The sequence below is a fragment of the Rhizobium sp. SAFR-030 genome (assembly GCF_059415005.1).
This window is the reverse complement of record NZ_JBPFDO010000004.1, coordinates 354,894-374,260: the sequence shown is the minus strand read 5'-3', so window position 1 is coordinate 374,260 and position 19,367 is coordinate 354,894. Positions and strand designations below refer to the sequence as shown.

The 19,367-nt window shown below is 62.1% G+C and carries 20 protein-coding genes; 14 read left to right on the top strand and 6 right to left on the bottom strand.

Annotated features, from left to right (window positions below):
• Positions 1–47 precede the first annotated feature (47 nt).
• The 5 genes from ACR65N_RS14760 (at position 48) to ACR65N_RS14740 (ending at position 4,146) form a co-directional block, all read left to right on the top strand.
• The gene (locus ACR65N_RS14760) at positions 48–995 is read left to right on the top strand and encodes an ABC transporter permease (protein WP_440457618.1); all 948 of its coding nucleotides are present in this window, start codon (positions 48–50) and stop codon (positions 993–995) included.
• Positions 992–1,816: an ABC transporter permease gene (locus ACR65N_RS14755; protein ID WP_440457617.1), complete on the top strand. Its 825-nt coding sequence runs from the start codon at positions 992–994 to the stop codon at positions 1,814–1,816. The genes ACR65N_RS14760 and ACR65N_RS14755 overlap by 4 nt, the downstream gene beginning before the upstream one ends.
• A 21-nt stretch (positions 1,817–1,837) precedes the next feature.
• Positions 1,838–3,274, top strand: a complete 1,437-nt coding sequence (locus ACR65N_RS14750; RefSeq protein WP_440457616.1) for an amidase — start codon at positions 1,838–1,840, stop codon at positions 3,272–3,274.
• A 103-nt stretch (positions 3,275–3,377) separates the two neighbouring features.
• The gene (locus ACR65N_RS14745; protein WP_430304690.1) at positions 3,378–3,704 is read left to right on the top strand and encodes an ElaB/YgaM/YqjD family protein; all 327 of its coding nucleotides are present in this window, start codon (positions 3,378–3,380) and stop codon (positions 3,702–3,704) included.
• Between the two features lie 46 nt (positions 3,705–3,750).
• Positions 3,751–4,146 carry a hypothetical protein gene (locus ACR65N_RS14740; RefSeq protein ID WP_430304689.1) on the top strand — a complete coding sequence of 132 codons (396 nt, stop codon included), beginning with the start codon at positions 3,751–3,753 and terminating at the stop codon, positions 4,144–4,146.
• A gap of 75 nt (positions 4,147–4,221) precedes the next feature.
• On the opposite strand, the gene ACR65N_RS14735 is transcribed toward ACR65N_RS14740, so the two are convergent.
• Positions 4,222–4,980, bottom strand: a complete 759-nt coding sequence (locus tag ACR65N_RS14735; protein WP_440457615.1) for a Crp/Fnr family transcriptional regulator — start codon at positions 4,978–4,980, stop codon at positions 4,222–4,224.
• Positions 4,981–5,112: 132 nt separating this feature from the next.
• Here ACR65N_RS14735 and ACR65N_RS14730 point away from each other — a divergent pair, with 132 nt between their 5' ends.
• Positions 5,113–5,466 carry a response regulator gene (locus ACR65N_RS14730; protein WP_440457614.1) on the top strand — a complete coding sequence of 118 codons (354 nt, stop codon included), beginning with the start codon at positions 5,113–5,115 and terminating at the stop codon, positions 5,464–5,466.
• A gap of 26 nt (positions 5,467–5,492) precedes the next feature.
• Here the strand turns inward: ACR65N_RS14730 and ACR65N_RS14725 are convergent, their stop codons facing one another.
• Complete coding sequence (locus ACR65N_RS14725) at positions 5,493–6,059, bottom strand: RNA polymerase sigma factor (RefSeq protein ID WP_440457613.1); 567 nt, start codon at positions 6,057–6,059, stop codon at positions 5,493–5,495.
• Entirely contained in the window at positions 6,056–6,238 is a 183-nt protein-coding gene (locus ACR65N_RS14720; protein WP_430305014.1) for a NepR family anti-sigma factor, read from the bottom strand. Before ACR65N_RS14720 ends, ACR65N_RS14725 begins: the two co-directional genes overlap by 4 nt.
• A gap of 170 nt (positions 6,239–6,408) precedes the next feature.
• On the opposite strand from ACR65N_RS14720, the gene ACR65N_RS14715 reads away from it, so the two are divergent.
• Both ACR65N_RS14715 and ACR65N_RS14710 read left to right on the top strand, forming a co-directional pair.
• Positions 6,409–7,203 (top strand): response regulator, encoded by a 795-nt coding sequence (locus ACR65N_RS14715; RefSeq protein ID WP_430304685.1) that lies wholly within the window; start codon positions 6,409–6,411, stop codon positions 7,201–7,203.
• Positions 7,204–7,504: 301 nt separating this feature from the next.
• Positions 7,505–8,515, top strand: coding sequence for a sensor histidine kinase (locus ACR65N_RS14710; protein WP_440457612.1), 1,011 nt, complete (start codon positions 7,505–7,507; stop codon positions 8,513–8,515).
• Between the two features lie 311 nt (positions 8,516–8,826).
• On the opposite strand, the gene ACR65N_RS14705 is transcribed toward ACR65N_RS14710, so the two are convergent.
• From ACR65N_RS14705 to ACR65N_RS14695, 3 genes are all read right to left on the bottom strand, one after another.
• Positions 8,827–9,750 carry an ABC transporter permease gene (locus ACR65N_RS14705; RefSeq protein WP_440457611.1) on the bottom strand — a complete coding sequence of 308 codons (924 nt, stop codon included), beginning with the start codon at positions 9,748–9,750 and terminating at the stop codon, positions 8,827–8,829.
• Entirely contained in the window at positions 9,743–10,753 is a 1,011-nt protein-coding gene (locus ACR65N_RS14700; RefSeq protein ID WP_440457610.1) for an ABC transporter permease, read from the bottom strand. The genes ACR65N_RS14705 and ACR65N_RS14700 overlap by 8 nt, the downstream gene beginning before the upstream one ends.
• A 77-nt stretch (positions 10,754–10,830) precedes the next feature.
• Complete coding sequence (locus tag ACR65N_RS14695; RefSeq protein WP_440457609.1) at positions 10,831–12,534, bottom strand: peptide ABC transporter substrate-binding protein; 1,704 nt, start codon at positions 12,532–12,534, stop codon at positions 10,831–10,833.
• Positions 12,535–12,837: 303 nt separating this feature from the next.
• On the opposite strand from ACR65N_RS14695, the gene ACR65N_RS14690 reads away from it, so the two are divergent.
• The 6 genes from ACR65N_RS14690 (at position 12,838) to ACR65N_RS14665 (ending at position 19,296) form a co-directional block, all read left to right on the top strand.
• Positions 12,838–14,001 (top strand): M20 aminoacylase family protein, encoded by a 1,164-nt coding sequence (locus tag ACR65N_RS14690; protein ID WP_440457608.1) that lies wholly within the window; start codon positions 12,838–12,840, stop codon positions 13,999–14,001.
• Positions 14,002–14,028: 27 nt separating this feature from the next.
• Positions 14,029–15,876 carry an ABC transporter ATP-binding protein gene (locus ACR65N_RS14685; RefSeq protein WP_430304679.1) on the top strand — a complete coding sequence of 616 codons (1,848 nt, stop codon included), beginning with the start codon at positions 14,029–14,031 and terminating at the stop codon, positions 15,874–15,876.
• A gap of 108 nt (positions 15,877–15,984) precedes the next feature.
• Entirely contained in the window at positions 15,985–16,179 is a 195-nt protein-coding gene (locus ACR65N_RS14680) for a hypothetical protein (protein WP_440457607.1), read from the top strand.
• A complete protein-coding gene (locus ACR65N_RS14675) occupies positions 16,176–16,742 on the top strand; it encodes a Fic/DOC family protein (RefSeq protein ID WP_440457606.1) in 567 nt (188 codons plus the stop codon). The genes ACR65N_RS14680 and ACR65N_RS14675 overlap by 4 nt, the downstream gene beginning before the upstream one ends.
• 141 nt (positions 16,743–16,883) lie before the next feature.
• The gene (locus ACR65N_RS14670; protein ID WP_440457605.1) at positions 16,884–17,837 is read left to right on the top strand and encodes a sugar-binding transcriptional regulator; all 954 of its coding nucleotides are present in this window, start codon (positions 16,884–16,886) and stop codon (positions 17,835–17,837) included.
• Between the two features lie 145 nt (positions 17,838–17,982).
• Positions 17,983–19,296 (top strand): ABC transporter substrate-binding protein, encoded by a 1,314-nt coding sequence (locus tag ACR65N_RS14665; RefSeq protein ID WP_430304673.1) that lies wholly within the window; start codon positions 17,983–17,985, stop codon positions 19,294–19,296.
• The last annotated feature ends 71 nt before the right edge of the window (positions 19,297–19,367 follow it).

Here is a 19,367-nt window from a genome sequence, read left to right as displayed (position 1 = left end):
CTCAAGCAGTCAGCGCTGTCGAGCCAGTTTTTGGGGACACGGCTGCGATGATCTCACTGCTTGCCCGCCGGCTCGCGGGTCTCGTCGTCACGCTGATGGTCGTGTCACTGCTGATCTTCACGGTCATGGACCTGCTGCCGGGCGATCCGGCCTCCGTCATTCTCGGTACGTCGGCAAGCCCGGATACGCTGGCGGCCCTGCAGAAGGAGATGGGGCTCGACCGGCCGCTCGCCGTTCGCTACCTCGCCTGGCTTTTCGGCGTCCTGCAGGGTGATCTCGGACAGTCCTATACCTACGGCGTTCCGGTCGCCGGACTGATCGCCGAGCGGCTGGTGGTAACGATCCCGCTCGCGCTGATAGCCGTTCTTCTGTCGGTGGCCATCGCCGTGCCGCTCGGCGTGCAGGCGGCGCGCCACCAGAACGGCCTGATGGATGTGGTCGCCGGACTGTTTTCGCATCTCAGTATCGCGGTGCCGGCCTTCTGGGTCGGGCTGCTGCTGATCATCCTGTTCTCGACGATCCTCGGCTGGATGCCGGCGGGCGGCTTTCCCGGTTGGAGCGCCGATCCGTTTGCCGCTCTGAAGGCTCTGGTGCTGCCGGCCGTGGCCCTGGCCCTGCCGCAGGCGGGGGTGCTCACCCGCGTCACTCGCTCGGCCGTGCTGGAGGTGATGAACGAGGATTTTGTTCGCACCGCTCGCTCGAAGGGCCTGTCGGAGGGGCTTGCTCTCTGGCGCCATGCCGTGCCGAACGCCCTGATCCCGGTCGTCACCATGCTCGGGCTGCAGTTCACCTTCCTGATCGCGGGGGCGGTGCTTGTCGAGAACGTCTTCAACCTTCCCGGGGTCGGCAGGCTTGCGTTCCAGGCGCTTGCCCAGCGCGACGTCGTCGTCATGCAGGACGTGGTGCTGTTCTTCGCGGCGCTGGTGATCGTCATGAACTTCATCGTCGATGTCGCCTATCTGGTGATCGACCCGAGACTGCGGGCGGGCGCATGAGAAGGCTTTCGGTTCTGCGCCGCCCGACCTTCGTCATCGGGCTCGTCGTGACGCTGTTGCTGGTGGCCGTTGCGCTCCTGTCGCTGGTCTGGACGCCGATGTCGCCGACGAAGATGCAGATCGTCCACAAGCTGAAGCCGCCGCTGGCGCAGGGACTGCTGGGCACCGACCAGTTCGGCCGCGACGTGGCGTCGATGCTGATGGTCGGCGCTTGGAACTCGCTCTCCACCTCGGCGCTCGCGGTCGCGCTTGGTGCTACGCTCGGCACCGCGCTCGGCGTTTCTGTTGCGGCCACGCGCGGCTTCATTGAAACGCTGGTCATGCGCGGCTGCGACATCGTCTTTGCCGTGCCGCCGATCCTCTCAGCCATGCTGCTCGGCGCCTTCATCGGCTCCGGGCGGTTCACGGCAATCATCGCCATTGCCGTGTTCATGGTGCCGGTTTTCGCCCGCCTGACGCTGGGTGCCGCGCGACAGATCTGGGCTCGCGACTATGTGACGGCTGCCATCGGCATGGGCCGCAACCGGACGAAGATCACGCTGACGCATATCCTGCCGAACATCTCCAACCAGATCATCGTGCAGGTGACGATTCAGCTCGGTCTGGCAATCCTGACGGAGGCCGGCCTCAGTTTCCTCGGGCTTGGCATGCCGCCGCCCACCCCCACCTGGGGGCGAATGCTGGCCGATGCCCAGACCTATCTCGGCCAGGCCCCCTGGCTCGCCCTTCTTCCCGGCCTTGCCATCGCGCTTGCGGTGCTCGGCCTCAACATGCTGGGCGACGGCCTGCGCGACCTGCTCGATCCCCGTGACCAAAGCTGACCTCGAGACGAAGACATCGCCATGAACGAACTGCTGACGTTGACCATCCGGCAGGTCCGGGACCTGTTTGCTGAGAAAAAGCTGTCTCCCGTCGAGTACTGGCAGGCGGTGGAGGAGCGTGTTGCGGCATTCGAGCCGCATGTGCAGGCGCTCTATCTGTACGATCCGGAAAGCGCCCGGGCACAGGCGGCGGCCTCGAGCCATCGCTGGCTGCACGGGGAGACGCTCGGCGGACTCGACGGGATCCCGGTGACGCTGAAGGAGCTGATCGCCACCAAAGGCCAGCCGGTGCCGCTCGGGACGAGGGCGGTCGAACTCGTTCCCGCCGCGGAAGATGCGCCGATCGCCGCGCGCTGCCGTGAAGACGGGGCGGTGATTTTTGCCAAGACCACCTGTCCGGACTACGGCATGCTATCGTCCGGTCTTTCAAGCTTCCACAAGCTGAGCCGCAATCCGTGGGACCTCAGCCAGAACCCCGGCGGATCGAGCGCCGGTGCTTCGGCGGCGGCGGCTGCCGGCTTCGGCCCTCTGCATATCGGCACGGATATCGGCGGATCGATACGGCTGCCGGCGGGTTGGACCGGGATTTTCGGCTTCAAGCCGAGCCAGGGCCGCATCCCAGTCGATCCCTATTACGTCGGCCGTTGCGCCGGCCCGATGACACGCACCGTCGAGGATGCAGCTCTGTCGATGGCGACGCTGTCGCGCCCCGACTGGCGCGACGGGACATCGCTGCCGCCCAATGACTTCGACTGGCTGGACCTCGACATCGACGTGCGCGGCTTGAAGATCGGCCTGATGATGGACGCCGGCATCGGCCTTGCCGTGGAGGAAGAGGTCGCGGATGCGGTGCTTGCCGCCGCCCGCCTGTTCGAGCAGGCGGGCGCCGAGGTGATCCCCGTTGGACCGGTCATGACGCGTGGCATGCTGGACGGCCTCGACAATTTCTGGCGGTCGCGGTTCTGGGGAGATATCGAGGCGATGAGCGATGAACGCCGCCAGATGATTCTCCCCTACATCTACGAATGGGCGAAAGGCGGCGCGGACGTCTCGGGAGCCGATGCGGTGCGCGGCTTCAACCAGACAATCGAGATGCGCAAGAGCTGCGGCAGGCTGTTTTCCGGGCTCGACGCGGTCATCTCGCCGACCAATCCGATTGTTTCCTATCCGGCGGAGTGGGCATCGCCGACCAATGATCCCGCACTGCCGTTCGAGCACATTGGCTTCACGGTCCCGTGGAACATGTCCGAACAGCCGGCGGCCTCGATCAATTGCGGATTTTCGCGATCCGGCATGCCGATCGGGCTGCAGATCGTCGGCCCGCGCTATGCGGACCAGTTCGTGCTGCGCCTGTCCAAAGCGTTTGAAACCTGGAGCGGCGGGGTGGCGGCATGGCCGGAGCCACCGTCGTCTACGGCCGGCGCGGCGGATGGAACAAAATCGGCCGATCGTCGTTGACGGGGCGAAACGGCCGACTGCGGACTTCTTCCGCGCGGGCGGGAGATGATGGGAGCAACTGTTGCTCCGGTCGTCTAACCTTCAGTTCCTTGAGGAGAACGATATGTCCATGAATTCGCCGAACGACTTTTCGCGTGCTGGCTCGCAGGCAGACATCGAGAAGCAGTTGCACCAGCTGCGCGAAGACATTGCCGGCCTGGCCCGCGCAGTCGCCGCGGCCGGCAATTCGAAGGCGGATGATCTCAAGGTCAAGGCACGCCGGGCTTCCAACGAAGCGATGGGCGCCTCTGCGCAGATGATGGATGCCGCGCGCGCCCAGGCAATGTCGATGGAAAAGGACCTGGAACGCCAGATCCGCACCAAGCCGCTGCAGTCGGTGGCGATCGCCGCCGGTCTCGGCTTCCTCTTCGCGCTGCTGTCGCGTCGCTGACATGGGCGGATTAGCGCCTCTTCTGGCGTCGCTTCTGGCGGTGGACATGCGTGCCACCGTCGGACGCCTGCGACGTACAGCCGTCTTTTATGCGATTGCCGGACTGTTCATCCTGACCGCCTATGGCGCAGGTGTTGCCGCGCTGGCGATCTACCTGTCGACGATGATGCATCCGGCGGCAGCGTTCGGTCTGATCGCCCTTGTGTCACTGATCATCGCGCTGATCGTCGTCGGCATCCTCGCTCTCAAGAACAAGGCGGAGGAACGCCATCGGCGCGAAGCTGCCGCGGGCAATCGCACGCTGATGGTGACGGCGGCTCTTTCGGCGCTTCCGATCATGATGAAGTCGCGGCCGTTGATGGCTGCCGCCGTCACTGGCGGCGTCGGTCTCGTGGTGCTCCGCATGCTGGGCGGTTCTGCCCGCAACACGCCGGGCGAATAGGCCGGTTCCGCTCTCATAGAGCATGTGTTGCGTGCCTGCGAGAGACTGCCGTCCACCGCTAATAACTGCGCTCGGTCAGATGAACGGGCGCAGTTTTTCGTTAGCTGGTCGCCAGCCTGCAATATCCATCAGCTTTTCCCGCTCCAGGGCCTCGCAGCCGCGATCCAGCCACCGGATGGTGCCGAGATCGGCCAGTTTGCGGAGCGTCTTGTTGGTATGCACCAGCGATAGGCCCAGCGTATCGGCGACGTGCTGCTGGGTCAGCGGCAGGATCTTCGGGCCATCCTCGCCGAACACGCCGACCACGTGCGCACGGTTGTCGAGGAACGACAGCAGATAGGCGGCCCGCTCGATTGCCGTGCGCCGGCCGATGCTCAGCAGGTGCTCGTCGAGCATGGATTCCTCACGCGACGCAATCCAGGTGAGGTCATAGGCCAGCGACGGATGATTGCGGAACAGCGATGTCAGTCGGTCGCGCTCGAAAATGCACAGCGTCATGCGCGTCAGCGCTTCCACCGAATGCAGCATCTCCGTCATCAAGGTGCCCTGCAGACCGATCAGGTCTCCCGGCAGGATATAGTTGAGGATCTGCCGGCGGCCGTCCTCGAGGATCTTGTAGCGGAAGCCCCAGCCGGCCATCGCCGTGTAAAGCTGCGGGTGCATTTCGCCCTCGACGATGATCGTCGCACCGGGATCGGTTGCCAATTCGCCGATCTTGAAGGACGACACGAAGGCCAGTTCTTCGGCGGTGAAATCGCGAAAGCTCTCGCGCCGACGCAAGGGACAGAGTTCGCAGGGAATTCGTGAGGGGCTTAGCGGCTTGGTCTGTGCCATCTACGACTCGGAAAATACGGGATGTTGATCGACCTTAGATGAACAATCCCGATTCCGATGTGTCTTTTTTAAATGACCGGCATCGAATTAGTTGGTCTACGCCACTTGTCCTCGTGACAAGGGAATAACCGTGTGCACGTCCTTATCATCGATGTTGAATTTCTTGTAGCCCTCGAATCGGAACAGGTTCTGGGCGATTCATTGGGATGTTCGACTGAAATCGTCGTTCCGCGCGATGCGGCAGCGTCGATCGAGACGTCGCATGCCGACGTCATCCTCATCGATACGGAGCTGCTGTCGGATCCTGTTGTGGCGCTGCTTCAACGGCGAAGCCGGACCGGAACGGGACTGGTATTCTCGTCCGTCGACAAGCGCGAGCGGCTCGGACTTGCGGATTTTCCCGGCGTAGCCGTGATTGCCAAACCATTCGACGACGAAAAGCTGGTGGAAGCCGTGCTCGCCGCCTCACAGGGCGAGATGGCTTGAACGGCTTCCACCAGCTCTAACGTCTTTTAGCTGCCGAAAGCGCGCGATGTGATCGCCGCATCGCCCGGATCAGGACCGTAGTCGCCTTCACCCGCGACGCCCAGAAGTTCCTGGAGACGGGTGCGGGCACGGCTGACACGGCTCTTGATGGTGCCGACGGCGCAGCCGCAGATCGATGCGGCTTCCTCGTAGGCAAAGCCTGCTGCGCCGACCAGGATGATCGCTTCGCGCTGGTCGTCCGGAAGCGTGTCGAGCGCCTTGCGGAAATCCTGCAGATCGAGGCGGCCATACTGTTCCGGATGCACGGAAAAGCGTTCGCTGAACAGGCCATCGCTGTCCTGAACTTCGCGACCGCGCTTGCGCATCTGGCTGTAGAATTCGTTGCGCAGGATCGTAAACAGCCAGGCACGCATGTTTGTGCCAGGCGTAAAGCTGGTCTGGTTGGCCCAGGCCTTCATGATAGTGTCCTGCACCAGGTCGTCGGCCTTGTCGTGCCGGCCGGTCAAAGAAACTGCAAAGGCGCGCAAATTCGGCAGGGATGCCAAAAGGTCGCGCTTAAAAGCGCGGTCGACGTCCTCGTCCTTGATTGTCATTTCGCAGTCACCGACTTGGCGTTCTTTTCGGCCTCGTCGAGACGCTCGAGAAGCTCCAAAAACCGATCCGGGATGCCCTCTTCCTGGACAGCGTCGTAGAACTCCCGCAGCTTGCGCGAAATCGAGGCGTTCGGCTGCGGAGCGCCTGCCCGGATGCTATTCGATTGTGCTGTCGTCATTTTTTCTTGTTTTCTGGTTTCGTCGTCACTCATCACGCAGGCAGCCTATTGCGGTATCGTCGGATGGGAATGGATGGAATTAAAAATAGTTCCCCACAGACGGAACTATTTTGTCTAGATGTCCGTTGATACCACGTAAATTGCCCATTGGGCATCAGGGGAGATTCTGTATGTCACTCACCACACGCGTTGCGTCCCACCTTCCTTATCTGCGCCGTTACGCTCGTGCCGTAACCGGCTCGCAGACGTCGGGAGACGCATATGTCGCTGCGGTCCTGGAAGCGTTGATCGCCGATGTTTCCATTTTTCCGGAGACGTCCAAGGACCGCGTTTCGCTCTACAAACTCTTCGTCAAGATCTTTGGTTCCACCGCCATCGAGATCCGCCCGATCGAATCTCCCTTCGCCTGGGAGCAGCGCGCGGTTGCCAATCTTGCCAATCTTCCCTCCCAGTCCAGGCATGCTTTTCTGCTGATCTCGGTCGAAGGCTTTACGCTTGAAGAGACGGCCGAAATCCTCGAAGTCGACATGGAAGAAGTCACCCGCCTGCTCGATGAGGCATCGCGTGAAATCTCGCGTCAGGTCGCGACCGACATCATGATCATCGAGGACGAGCCGCTGATCGCGCTCGACATCGAGCAGATGGTTCAGGACCTGGGTCACCGCGTCACCGGCATCGCTCGCACTCACAAGGAAGCCGTTGCTCTGTTCCAGAGCTCGCATCCGAAGATGGTGCTGGCCGATATCCAGCTTGCCGATGGCAGCTCGGGCATTGATGCCGTCAACGAGATCCTCAAGGCCACCACCGTGCCGGTCATCTTCATCACCGCGTTCCCGGAGCGCCTGCTGACCGGCGAACGTCCGGAGCCGGCCTTCCTGGTCACCAAGCCGTTCAACCCGGACATGGTGAAGGCTCTGATCAGCCAGGCACTGTTCTTCAACGAGGCAGTCAAGGCAGCCGCCTGAACCCAGCCTCGTACTCCATCCTGCGGAACCTTCTCAGCAACCGGACGTTTTTGGCTGCGGAAGGCTCTGCGGGATGTCTCTCAAAGAGCTTTTGTCGCACCAGGCGGCTCGACAATTGTCGAGGCGGACCTGAATCACGTGGGCTGACAGGGGCTTTCCGATAGCTGTCGCCTTGCCACAATTTCACCTTTCGTCGGGTTGTTCTGACGTGGTGAAACTCATATAACCGGCGTGTTGTCCGGTCAGGTTGCGCCTCCTGCAACTTCGAACGCACGGGCCAAAAAGAGGCGGAGTGGAATTCTTGTCGCATCAGCTGACATGGAAACAGGCTGGTGAGAGTGACGACAAGTTGCGTGAATTCTTCATGCCGGCACTTGTCGACCTCGGTGCCAGCGTCATCATCCAGGATCTCCAGCGCGACTACCTGTTTGTTACCAACCTTCCGCCCGTCTGGTCGGCCGGTCTTGGGAACGCTCCGAGCGACCTCAGCCTGTTTGGCGAGGACATCGCTGAAAAGCTGCGGTTGCTGAAGGACGGCATCGCCGAGACCGGCGAAAAGAGCCATCTCGAAGTCACCGTGAACGCTGACCTCGTCTATGAATTCCGCGTCCAGGCCATCAACCTGACGGGCGGCGGCCGGCATCTCGTAACCACAATCGTTGACCGCTCCGAGGAGCGCCACCGTGAGCGTTTGTTGCGGGCGCTGCTGCGCGAAGTCAGTCACCGGTCGAAGAACCTGCTGGCGATCATCCAGAGCATTGCGCTGCAGACGGCGCGGTATTCGGTTACGCTCGACATGTTCCTCAACAAGTTCCGCGGCCGGCTGTATTCGCTGTCGCAGTCCCAGGACCTGATCACCGATTCAAGCTGGCGTGGCGCTTATTTCTACGAGCTCGTTCAGCAGCAGACCGAGAAATACCTTCCAGAGAATGCTCATCTGGTGAGAGTGAGCGGCGACAATGTCCTGCTGACGCCGAATGCATCGCTGCACCTGGGGCTGGCGCTTCATGAGCTGATCGTCAATGCCGTGTCGCACGGATCGCTGGTCAAGAACGGTCGGGCGATCATGGTCAACTGCCACCGGGTGCAGGCCAATGGTCAGGATTCACTTGAGATCCGCTGGGAAGAGGGCCTGGTCTCGCCGGCGAGAGGGCTGACTGGCCATGAGGACGAGATGCTGAAGGCGCATTTCGGCAGTACCGTCCTCGAACGCGTTGTCCCAGCCTCGGTTAATGGCAAGGCGCGCTACCAGATCTCGCATGATCGGATCACCTACAGCCTGGTGTTCCCGATGGACCACGCTTCCGAATAGCACCTACGTCAGACATGCATCCGCGTCGCCTTTGCTAAAGAGCATTGGCGGGCGCCTGAGAAGTAGTGTCCTGAGTACAACGAAAAACGGTCTCGGTTTCCAGGGAAACCGAGACCGTTGGCCTCTTCGAGGGGGATGAAGAGTCATCTGGAAGCTTGAAGGGCGGGGGACGGGGGCGCTTCCAGATGTGTTAATAACGAGCGTCAGGATGCTTGGTTCCCGAAGGTCCAAGAATTTTTCGAAAAAAGTGGATTTGCCAGTTTTATGCGGCTGGGCGTCCCGCTTCGATCGAAGCGGAACGCCATGGCTGATCAGCGCGAAAGCGTGCGCGGGTCGAGTGCATCTCGCACGGCATCGCCAACATAGTTGACGCTAAGCACCGTCAACGAGATGGCAAGTCCCGGCCAGATTACGCGCGATGGAGTGATCTGCAGGAAGTTCGCCCCATCGAACAACAGCCGACCCCAGGTGGGGAAATCGGACGGGAAACCCAGTCCAAGGAAGCTCAGTGCCGACTCTGTGATGATGGCAGAAGCGATGCCAAGCGTCGCCGACACCATGATCGATGACAGGACGTTCGGCAGGATGTGCCGCAGGACAATCCGGTACTCGCGCATGCCACTGCTTTTCGCCGCGACGATGTACTCCTGGCTTTTCACAGACAGCACGTCGCCACGGACGATGCGCGCGGTGTGCATCCAGCTGGTGATGCCGATGACGAAGACAATCAGGATGAAGATACCTGTCTCGGGACCAAAAGCCGCCCGCAGCGTGTCGCGAAACAGCATGATGATGACCAGCAGCAGCGGCAGCAGCGGCAGGGCCAGAAACAGGTCCGTCAGCCGCATCAGCGGACCGTCGAGCCTGCGGAAGTAGCCAGACACGACGCCGACCAGCGTGCCGAGCAGCAGCGACAGGAGCATGGCGGTCATGCCAACGGCGAGCGAAATCTGGCCGCCGGCCATCACCTGCGCCAGCATGTCGTGGCCGAGATTGTCGGTGCCGAACGGGTGCAGCAGCGACGGTCCCTGGTTCTTGGCGCGGATGTCGATCTTGTTGGGGTCGACCGTGTGGACCAGCGGGCCCAGATAGACGACGACCAGGATGGCGACGAAGACGATCAGCCCCGCGACGCCGCCCTTGTGAGCGGAAAACTTGCGGCGGAAGACCTTCATCGGCGTATCGGTGTCGGCCTTGGCGAGGACCGGCGTGGTCATGATGGTCGCGTCAGTCATAGCGGATCCTCGGATCAAGGATGCCGTACAGGACGTCGGCGATCAGGTTGAACAGCACGATCAGCACCGCGAAGATGAAGGTCAGCGTCTGGACGAGTGGGATATCGGCGCCCTGCACGGCGGTGATCAGCAACTGGCCGAGCCCGTTCACGCGAAAGATCTGCTCGGTGATGATGGCGCCGGAGAAGATCGTCGGCACGCCGAGCGCGATGACGGTGACGACCGGGATCAGGCTGTTGCGCAGCACATGCACCAGCAGCACGGCCTTTTCCTTGACGCCCTTTGCGCGGGCGGTCCGAACATAATCCTGCGTCAGATTGTCGAGCATCGAGGCCCGCACGAAGCGGGTGATCTGTGAGGCGTTGTAAAGCGACAGAACCGTCACCGGCAGAACCATCTGCTTCACCTGGGCGAGGAAGCTCGACCAGTCGTTCACCTGCAGGTTCGTATCGTAGATCGACGGAAACCACTGCAGGTAGGAGGAGAAGATCACGATCAGCAGCACGCCTGTGAAGAAGGTCGGCACCGAATAGCCGACCATGGTGACGAAGGTGCCGACCTGGTCGAAGACCGAATACTGTCGGTAGGCGGAGATGACGCCGACGGGAATGGCGATCAGGATGCCGAACACATAGGCCATGCCGACGACCCATAGCGTCTGTGGCAGGCGCTGGACAATCAGATCGACGACGGGGCTGCGCGTCGCCCAGGAAAGAACCCGCATGCGCTCACCCGATCCGATGGTCAGGCCGGTCAAGCGCTCGAAGATGTTGAGGGGCTCGTTGATGAAGAACTGCTGCAGCCATTTCAGGTAGCGGATCAGGAAGGGCTGATCCAGCCCCATCGCGGCACGGATCTGCTCGCGAACTTCCGGCGGAATGGTGAGCGGCAGGTCGCCTAGCGGATCGTTCGGCGCAAGATCGAGCAGTGCGAAGATGACGAAACTTATGACAAGCAGCGTCGGTACGGCGAACATCAGTCGCCGGATCGTAAAGGTGAACATCAGTCGGTCTCCAGACGGCCTCGGAGAAGCAATTACCGGCCCCGCCCTTTGAGGGAGCGGAGCCGGCGCATCATCGATTACTTCTTGCGAGACCAGTCAGCGACGTTCCACAGTTCGCTGTCCCATGCGTTCATCTTCACACCGTTCAGCGTGACGGCATGCGAGGAGATCTGGCCGCGGTGGATGAGCGGGATGTGCGCTCCTTCGGCGGTCAGCATGTCGTTGGCCTTCTTGGCGATCTCGGCACGCTTGCCGAGATCCGCCGTCTTTGACAGTTCGGCGACGACCTTGTCGTAGTCCGGGTTGCAGTAGCGCGGCATGTTCTGCCCCTGCCAGCCATTGGCCGGTGCGGGGATCTTGTCGCACAGCCATTCCGTCAGATACTTTTCCGGGTCCGTGCCGTCGAAGTTGTTGGTGTACATTTCGACGTCGGCATAGAACTTCTGGAAGGTGTCCGGGCTTGCCGGGTCGCCGCCGAAGAAGACCGAGGCGGAAACGTTGCGCAGTTCCGCTCCGACGCCAATCTGCGACCACATGTCCTTCACCAGCGCCTGGGTGCCCTGGCGGACGGAGTTGGTCGAGGTCTGGTAGAGGTAGGAGAGCTTGACGCCGTCCTTGGCGCGGATGCCGTCGCCGCCCATCTTCCAGCCAGCTTCGTCGAGCAGCTTGTTGGCGCCTTCGATGTCCTGCTTCAGGCACCAGTCATTGGCGCTCGACACATAGGCATCGGGAGCCGGCACGATGTTGCAGGTCGGTTTGCCGGCTTCGCCGTAACCGGCTTCGTCGATGATGTCGCGATCGATCGCCATGGACAGGGCCTTGCGCACGGCCGGGTCCGAGAGCGACGGATGCTTGCCGCCTTCCTTCGTCGAGCGCTTGTCGCCAAGCGCCGGGTCGGGGTTGGTCCAGTTAAGGTTGATACGCTCGACCTGGGTGCCGAATGCGGTCACCAGTGTGCCCTTGCCGGCCTTCATCATGGTTTCGAGCACTTCCGGCTCGACCTGCATGTTCCAGCCGTAGTCGTATTCGCCGGTTTCCAGAACCGCGCGTGCTGCCGATGCCGCGTCGCCGCCGCCCTTCAGCGTCACCGTGGCGAAGGCAGGCTTCGAGGCATCGCGGAAGTTGGGGTTGGCGGTAAAGGTGATCACGTCGTTTGGCTTGAATTCCTTGACGACGAACGGACCGGTGCCGACCGGGCCAAAATTGGCTGCGGTGCAGCCCGGAGCCTTGGCACCGAGGCAATCCTTGAACTGCGCCTTCTGGATGATCGGCGACTGGGCGCCGACAAAGGCGCTGTAGGGGTAGTATTTGGGCTCGGTGAAGGACACCTTGACGGTCGCCGGATCGATCGCTTCAACCGACTTGATGCCCTGGTACTGGGCTTTCTGGGCGCAGCCGCCATCCGGAGCCGTGCAGTACTGCCAGGTGAAGACGACGTCTTCGGCGGTAAAGGCGGAGCCGTCCGACCACTTGACGCCGGGCTTCAGCTTCCAGGTGACGCTCAGCATGTCCTTGGCGACGCCGCCATTGTCGACGGTCGGGATCTCGCTGACAAGGAACGGCACCAGCTTGCCGGTTTCGTCGTAACGGGCGAGCGGCTCGATGACCATCGACGAGCTGTAGATTTCCTTGGTGCCGCCCGACAGGTACGGATTGAGCGTCGAGACCGCCTGCCAGAACAGGATCTTCAGGTCTCCGTCGGTTCCACGCTCGGCATGGGCCGATCCGGCGAGCGCCAATGCCGCCACGGTCCCTGCGAGCAGGATGTTTGTTCTCTTCATCGTTTTCCCCTTGATGATATTTATCGTTGCGGCCGTTGTGGCCACGGTCGCCAGACCACATCCCCAGCCGACTGTTTCCTCCCAGTCGGTGGTGAATTCTGCGTATCGTCTCCTTCGAGATCCCGGGCTGCACGTCCACGTTTTCGCGGTTCCGGCGCCAAATTGACCAAATTTTAAGCCATCTAAGCACAAGCCTATTTTCCGTTCAAGAACGAAAATTGAGGCTTGCTAAATCGGCCGATCCAGTCCCATTATCCCCGCCAACAAGCAGGGAAACAGCTGAAAAATAACGGGGTTGCCGCAATGCCAGTTCTCAATCGTGCCGCAGAAATGCAGGAAGAAGTTGCCGGGTGGAGGCGTCACCTTCACGAAAATCCGGAGCTTCTCTACGACGTTTTCCTGACGTCTGCGTTCGTGGCCGACAAGCTGAAAGCCTTCGGTTGCGACGTGGTGGAAACCGGCATCGGCCGGACCGGCGTCGTCGGGATCATCAAGGGAACGCTCGGCGACGGACCGGTGATCGGCATGCGCGCCGACATGGATGCCCTGCCGATCGTCGAAGACACCGGCATGCCGTGGGCCTCGAAGACCCCCGGAAAGGCGCATTCCTGCGGCCATGACGGTCACACCGCCATGCTGCTCGGGGCGGCTCAGTATCTGTGCGAGACGCGCCGCTTCGCCGGCTCGGTCGCGGTCATCTTCCAGCCTGCCGAAGAGGGTGGCGCCGGCGGTCTGGCGATGGTCGAGGACGGCATGATGGACAAGTTCGGCATCAAGGAAGTCTACGGCATGCACAATTCGCCGGGTCTGCCGCTCGGCGATTTCTCGCTGCGCAAGGGCGGCCTGATGGCGGCCGCCGACAGCTTCGAGATCGTCGTCAAGGGCAAGGGCAGCCACGCCGCGCAGCCGCATTTTTCCATCGATCCGGTTCTGACATCGGCGCATATCGTCATCGCCCTCCAGTCGATCGCCTCGCGCGGCGTCGATCCGCTGAAGTCGGTGGTCGTGTCCGTCACCACAACGCACGGCGGCGACGCCTTCAACGTCATCCCGATGGAGGTGAAGCTGACCGGCACGGTGCGGACGCTCGATCCGGCGGTGCGGGATTTTGCGGCAAAGCGGCTGGTCGAGGTGGCCGAGAGCACGGCGCTCGCGCATGGGGCGATTGCCGAGGTGACCTATCACCGGGGTTATCCGGTCACCGTCAACCATCCCGAGCAGACGGATTTTGCCGCCTCCGTGGCCGCCAATGTGTCGGGCGAGAAGCGCGTCGAGACCAATGCGCCGCCGAAGATGGGTGCCGAGGACTTTTCCTACATGCTGGAGGCGCGTCCGGGTGCCTTCATCTTCCTCGGCGTCGGCGAGACCGCAAACCTTCACCATCCGGCCTACGACTTCAACGACGAGGCGATCCCCTACGGCATCAGCTACTGGGTAACGCTTGCCGAAACCGCGCTAGCCGCCTGATCCGTCAGCGAAACCGAGGAGAAACCGGTGCTTCTTTCCGCGACACTTTCGGAGCAGACGGGGGGCGCGGTGACCCCGGTCCTCTCCGTCGAAAACCTGACGACCTCGTTCCGCGTCAATGACGAGTGGCGGTCGGTCGTCCGCAACATGAGCTTCTCGGTTGCGCCGCGGGAAACCGTCGCCATCGTCGGCGAAAGCGGCTCCGGCAAGAGCGTCACCTCGCTGTCGATCATGCGGTTGCTGCCGAAGAATTCGAGCCGCATCGAGGGCAAGGTCATGCTCGGCGGCAAGGAGTTGTTGTCGCTGCCCGAAGAGCAGATGCGCCAGGTGCGCGGCAACGACATCTCGATGATCTTCCAGGAGCCGATGACGAGCCTCAATCCGATCTTCCCGATCGGCAAGCAGATCGCCGAGGCGCTGACCGTCCACCAGAACATCTCCGGCGCGGCTGCCAAGGCCGAGGTGATCCGGCTGCTCGAGAAGGTCCGCATCCCGAATGCCAAGGGCCGGTACGATGAATATCCGCATCAGTTTTCCGGTGGCATGCGGCAGCGCGTGATGATCGCCATGGCGCTCGCCTCGAAGCCGAGGCTGCTGATCGCCGACGAGCCGACAACGGCGCTGGACGTTACCATCCAGGGGCAGATCCTCGACCTGATCAAGGATCTGCAGCAGGAGGAGGGGATGTCCGTCCTGTTCATCACGCATGACATGGGCGTTGTGGCGGAAATCGCCGACCGCACCATCGTCATGTTTCGCGGCGAGCAGGTGGAGACAGGCCTCACCGACGACATCTTCCACCGTGGCCAGCATCCCTATACGCGAGCGCTGCTGGCAGCCGTACCGCGTCTCGGCTCGATGAAGGATCGCCGCCTGCCGCTCCGCTTTCCGATCATCGACGTGGCATCCGGCGATGCGCAGCCGATGCAGGACGTGACAGACACGGTGGTCAAGAGCAAGACGCCGATCCTCGACGTCAAGGACCTGACCACGCGGTTTGCCATCCGTTCCGGCCTGTTCGGCCGCCAGACGGGCGCCGTGCATGCGGTGGAGAAGGTGTCGTTCCAGCTGTTCGAAGGCGAGACCCTGTCGCTGGTCGGCGAAAGCGGCTGCGGCAAGTCGACGACGGGTCGTTCCGTGACCCGGCTCGTCGAACCGGACAGCGGCGAGGTGACGCTCGACGGCTACAACGTGATGAACCTCGACCGTACGACGCTGCGCATCATGCGCCGCTCCGTGCAGATGGTTTTCCAGGACCCGTTCGCTTCGCTCAACCCGCGCATGTCGGTCGGCTCGGCGGTCATGGAGCCGTTCATCGAGCACAACCTCGGCACGAAGAAGCAGGCGAAGGAGAAAGCCGCCGACCTGCTGGCCAAGGTCGGTCTGTCGCCTGACATGATGCGCCGCTACCCGCACGAGTTTTCTGGCGGCCAGCGTCAGCGTGTGGCCATCGCCCGGGCACTGATGCTCGATCCGAAGGTGATCATCGCAGACGAGGCCGTCTCGGCTCTTGACGTGTCGATCAAGGCGCAGGTGTGCAATTTGCTGCTCGACCTGCAGCAGAGCTTGAAGCTTGCCTACCTGTTCATCAGCCACGACATGGCGGTGGTCGAGCGCGTCAGCCACCGCGTCGCGGTGATGTATCTCGGCGAAATCGTCGAAATCGGGCCCCGTGCCGCCGTCTTTGAGAACCCGCAGCACCCCTACACGAAGAAGTTGATGGCGGCGGTGCCGGTGCCGGATCCCTCGCGCCGCACCATCAAGCGCAACCTGGCGGCCGACGAGATCAAGAGCCCGGTCCGCGCCGCCGGTTATGTACCGCCGGTGCGGCAGTATCGCGAGATATCCGAGGGGCATCTGGTGCAGGTGGAGTAGCGTTCTCGGTCGCTGCGCCACCTCGTCGAATTGCCTGATGCGCAGATTGCTGGTAGATTTTAGTTACTCGAAATCGGGTACCGGCAGTTGGCGGAGGGCATGTCTTCCATGCGTGACAGGGACACGATCCGGCAGCGCACGCTTGAGGCCGCGCATCTGCAGGCGATAGAGAACAACCCGCTTAGCCCCGAGCAGGTTGAGATGTTCGCGATGTTCGACCGTGAGGGATGGTCGGCAGAAAAGCAGCGAAAGCATATTCTTGAGCGAGCTAGGGTCGCAGGCGCATCTCAAGCGGCGGAATGACCGACGATCCCTACGTTTACCCGGGAACGGCAGTCCTTCGAAACAAGCTCGGCATTACCGACCCCGCGACGCTTGACTACCATGAGCGAGAGATCGTCGTCATGCGAGCGCGCGAAGGCATCCCCACCGGCAATTTCGACCTCAAGCACTTGCGGTCGATCCACCGCCATCTTTTCCAGGACGTCTTTGAGTGGGCCGGCGAAGTTCGAACCGTCGAGATCTCCAAGGGGGACAGCCAGTTCCAGCTCCGCCAGTACATAGAGACCGGCATGGCCGACGTGCACCGTCGCTTGTCGCGCTCGAAACTTTTGCAAGGGCTTGAGCGCACGACATTTGCCGCGACGGCCGCGGCAATCATCGGCGACATCAATTACGTGCACCCATTCCGCGACGGCAATGGCCGCACCCAGCTTCAGTATCTGAAGCAGTTGTCGATCCGTGCCGGCCATCCGATCGATCTGACAAAGATCAATGCAACAGGCTGGATCGAGGCGTCGAAGCAGGCGCAGCTTGCGCGCTATGACCGGATGGAGACGGTGATCGGCCTGGCACTGGGTACCTGACAGCCAAGTACGCACGTTCCCCCCACGGCGTTTTCCAAGCTTATGCCTCGCGGGGCGCTGGGAGCGCTATGGTGACACCCGTATTTGACAGCGACGCGGAAAGCATGCCAGCAAAAGCCGAGGAGAACTGAAGGGCGGGGCATGGCGAAGAGGTCGGATACCCAGGGGCGATTGGACGATGCGGCGCGTGCCGGCTGGCTCTACTACGTCGCCGGGCGCACGCAGGACGAGATCGCCGCAGCGATGAGCATCTCGCGGCAATCGGCCCAGCGCCTCGTGTCGCTGGCGGTGGCCGAGCGCCTGATCAAGGTGCGTCTCGACCACCCTATCGCCGCCTGCCTGGAACTCGGAGAAGCGCTGAAGGACAGGTTCGGCCTCGTCCATGTGGAGGTCGTCCCGTCCGATCCGGCCGGGAGTTCGTCGACCGTCGGCATCGCCGAGGCGGCGGCGGCGGAAATCGAGCGCTGGCTCAGGCGCCCCGATCCTATCGTGCTGGCGATTGGCACAGGCCGTACGCTGAAAGCGGCCGTCGACCAGTTGCCGCCGATGGATTGCCCGCAGCACCGCATCGTCTCGCTGACCGGCAATATCGGGCCGGACGGCTCGGCCGCCTATTACAACGTCATCTTCTCGATGGCCGATGCGATCAAGGCGCGGCATTTCCCGATGCCCCTGCCGGTGCTCTGTTCTTCGGCGGAAGAGCGCGATGCGCTGCACATGCAGTCGATCGTGCAATCGACGCTCAAGCTCGGCGCCACCGCGGATGTCACCTTCGTCGGTGTCGGCGAACTGGGTGTCGAAGCGCCGCTTTGCGTCGACGGGTTTCTGGCACCCGACGAGATGACCAGCTTGATGAAGTGCGGGGCCGTCGGCGAGATCTGCGGCTGGATGTTCGACCGCGACGGGCAGCTGCTGGCCGAGCCGATCAACGACCGCGTGGCGAGTGTTCCCATCCCTCCACGCAGCAGTGGATCGGTGATCGGGGTGGCACTCGGCAGGCGCAAGCAGGCAGCGATTCACGGAGCGCTGACCGGTGGCCTGCTCAACGGAATCATCACCGACGAGGCGACGGCTGAGCATCTGCTCAAGCTGTGAGTAAATTTTTCCGATTTGAAAACAATGGTTTATGCATCGGGCGCTGCTGTGCAGCGACGAATGTCGCTTGACATTGTTCCAGATAAAATGAGTAATTGCCCATGGGTAAAGCGAATGCCCGTAATATTTCTTCTGGGAGGAAGATATGACATTGAAGACAATTCTGCTCGGCGCATGCTCTGCGCTGGCCTTCGTCGGCATCGCGTCCGCCGAAACCCTGACCATTGCCACCGTCAACAATGGCGACATGGTGCGCATGCAGGGACTGACGTCCGAATTCACCAAGGCAAACCCGGACATCCAGGTCGAGTGGGTCACCCTCGAAGAAAACGTCCTGCGCGAGCGCGTGACGACCGACATCGCTGCCGGTGGCGGCCAGTACGACATCGTCACCATCGGCAACTATGAAGTGCCGATCTGGGCCAAGCAGAAGTGGCTGCTGCCGCTCGACGGCCTTGGTGACAAGTACGACATGGACGACCTGCTGCCGGCGATCCGTGGTGGCCTGTCGATGGACGGCAAGCTCTATGCCGCTCCGTTCTACGGCGAATCCGCCATGATCATGTATCGCAAGGACCTGTTCGAAAAGGCCGGCCTGAAGATGCCGGACATGCCGACCTGGGAATTCATCGCCGACGCAGCCCGCAAGATTACCGACCGCAAGGCCGATGTCAGCGGCATGTGCCTGCGTGGCAAGGCCGGCTGGGGCGAGAACATGGCGTTCGTTTCGGCGCTCAACAACTCGTTTGGCGGCCGCTGGTTCGACGAACAGTGGAAGCCGCAGTTCGATCAGCCGGAATGGAAGTCGTCGCTGCAGTTCTACGCCGACCTGATGAAGGATACCGGTCCTGCCGGTGCCTCGTCGAACGGCTTCAACGAAAACCTGACGCTGTTCCAGCAGGGCAAGTGCGGCATGTGGATCGACGCGACCGTCGCCGCATCGTTCGTTTCGAACCCGAAGGACTCGAAGGTCGCCGACAAGGTCGGCTACGCGATGTTCCCGAACAAGGAAGGCGTAGACAATCACGGCAAGTGGCTGTGGTCGTGGAACCTTGCCGTTCCGGCTTCCTCGAAGAAGGCTGAATCGGCTCAGAAGTTCATTGCCTGGGCAACCAGCAAGGAATACACGACGCTCGTCGCTTCCAAGGAAGGCTGGGCCAACGTTCCTCCGGGCACGCGCACCTCGCTCTACAAGAACCCGGAATACACGAAGGCTGCCGCCTTCGCTGCTCCGACGCTTGCCGCCATGGATGCCGCCGATATCACCAAGCCGACCGTCAAGCCGGTTCCCTATACGGGCGGCCAGTTCGTCGCGATCCCGGAATTCCAGGCTCTCGGCACCACGGTTGGTCAGCTGTTCTCGGCTGTCATCGCCGGCCAGTCGACGGTCGACGAAGCGCTTGCCGCCGCTCAGGCAACGGCAACCCGCGACATGACCCGCGCCGGCTACATCAAGTAAGGTCCTCCCAAGGACAGTGTCTGCCCGGCCTCAGCGCCGGGCAGACACCACCGCGCCCCCGGTTGCGGGCA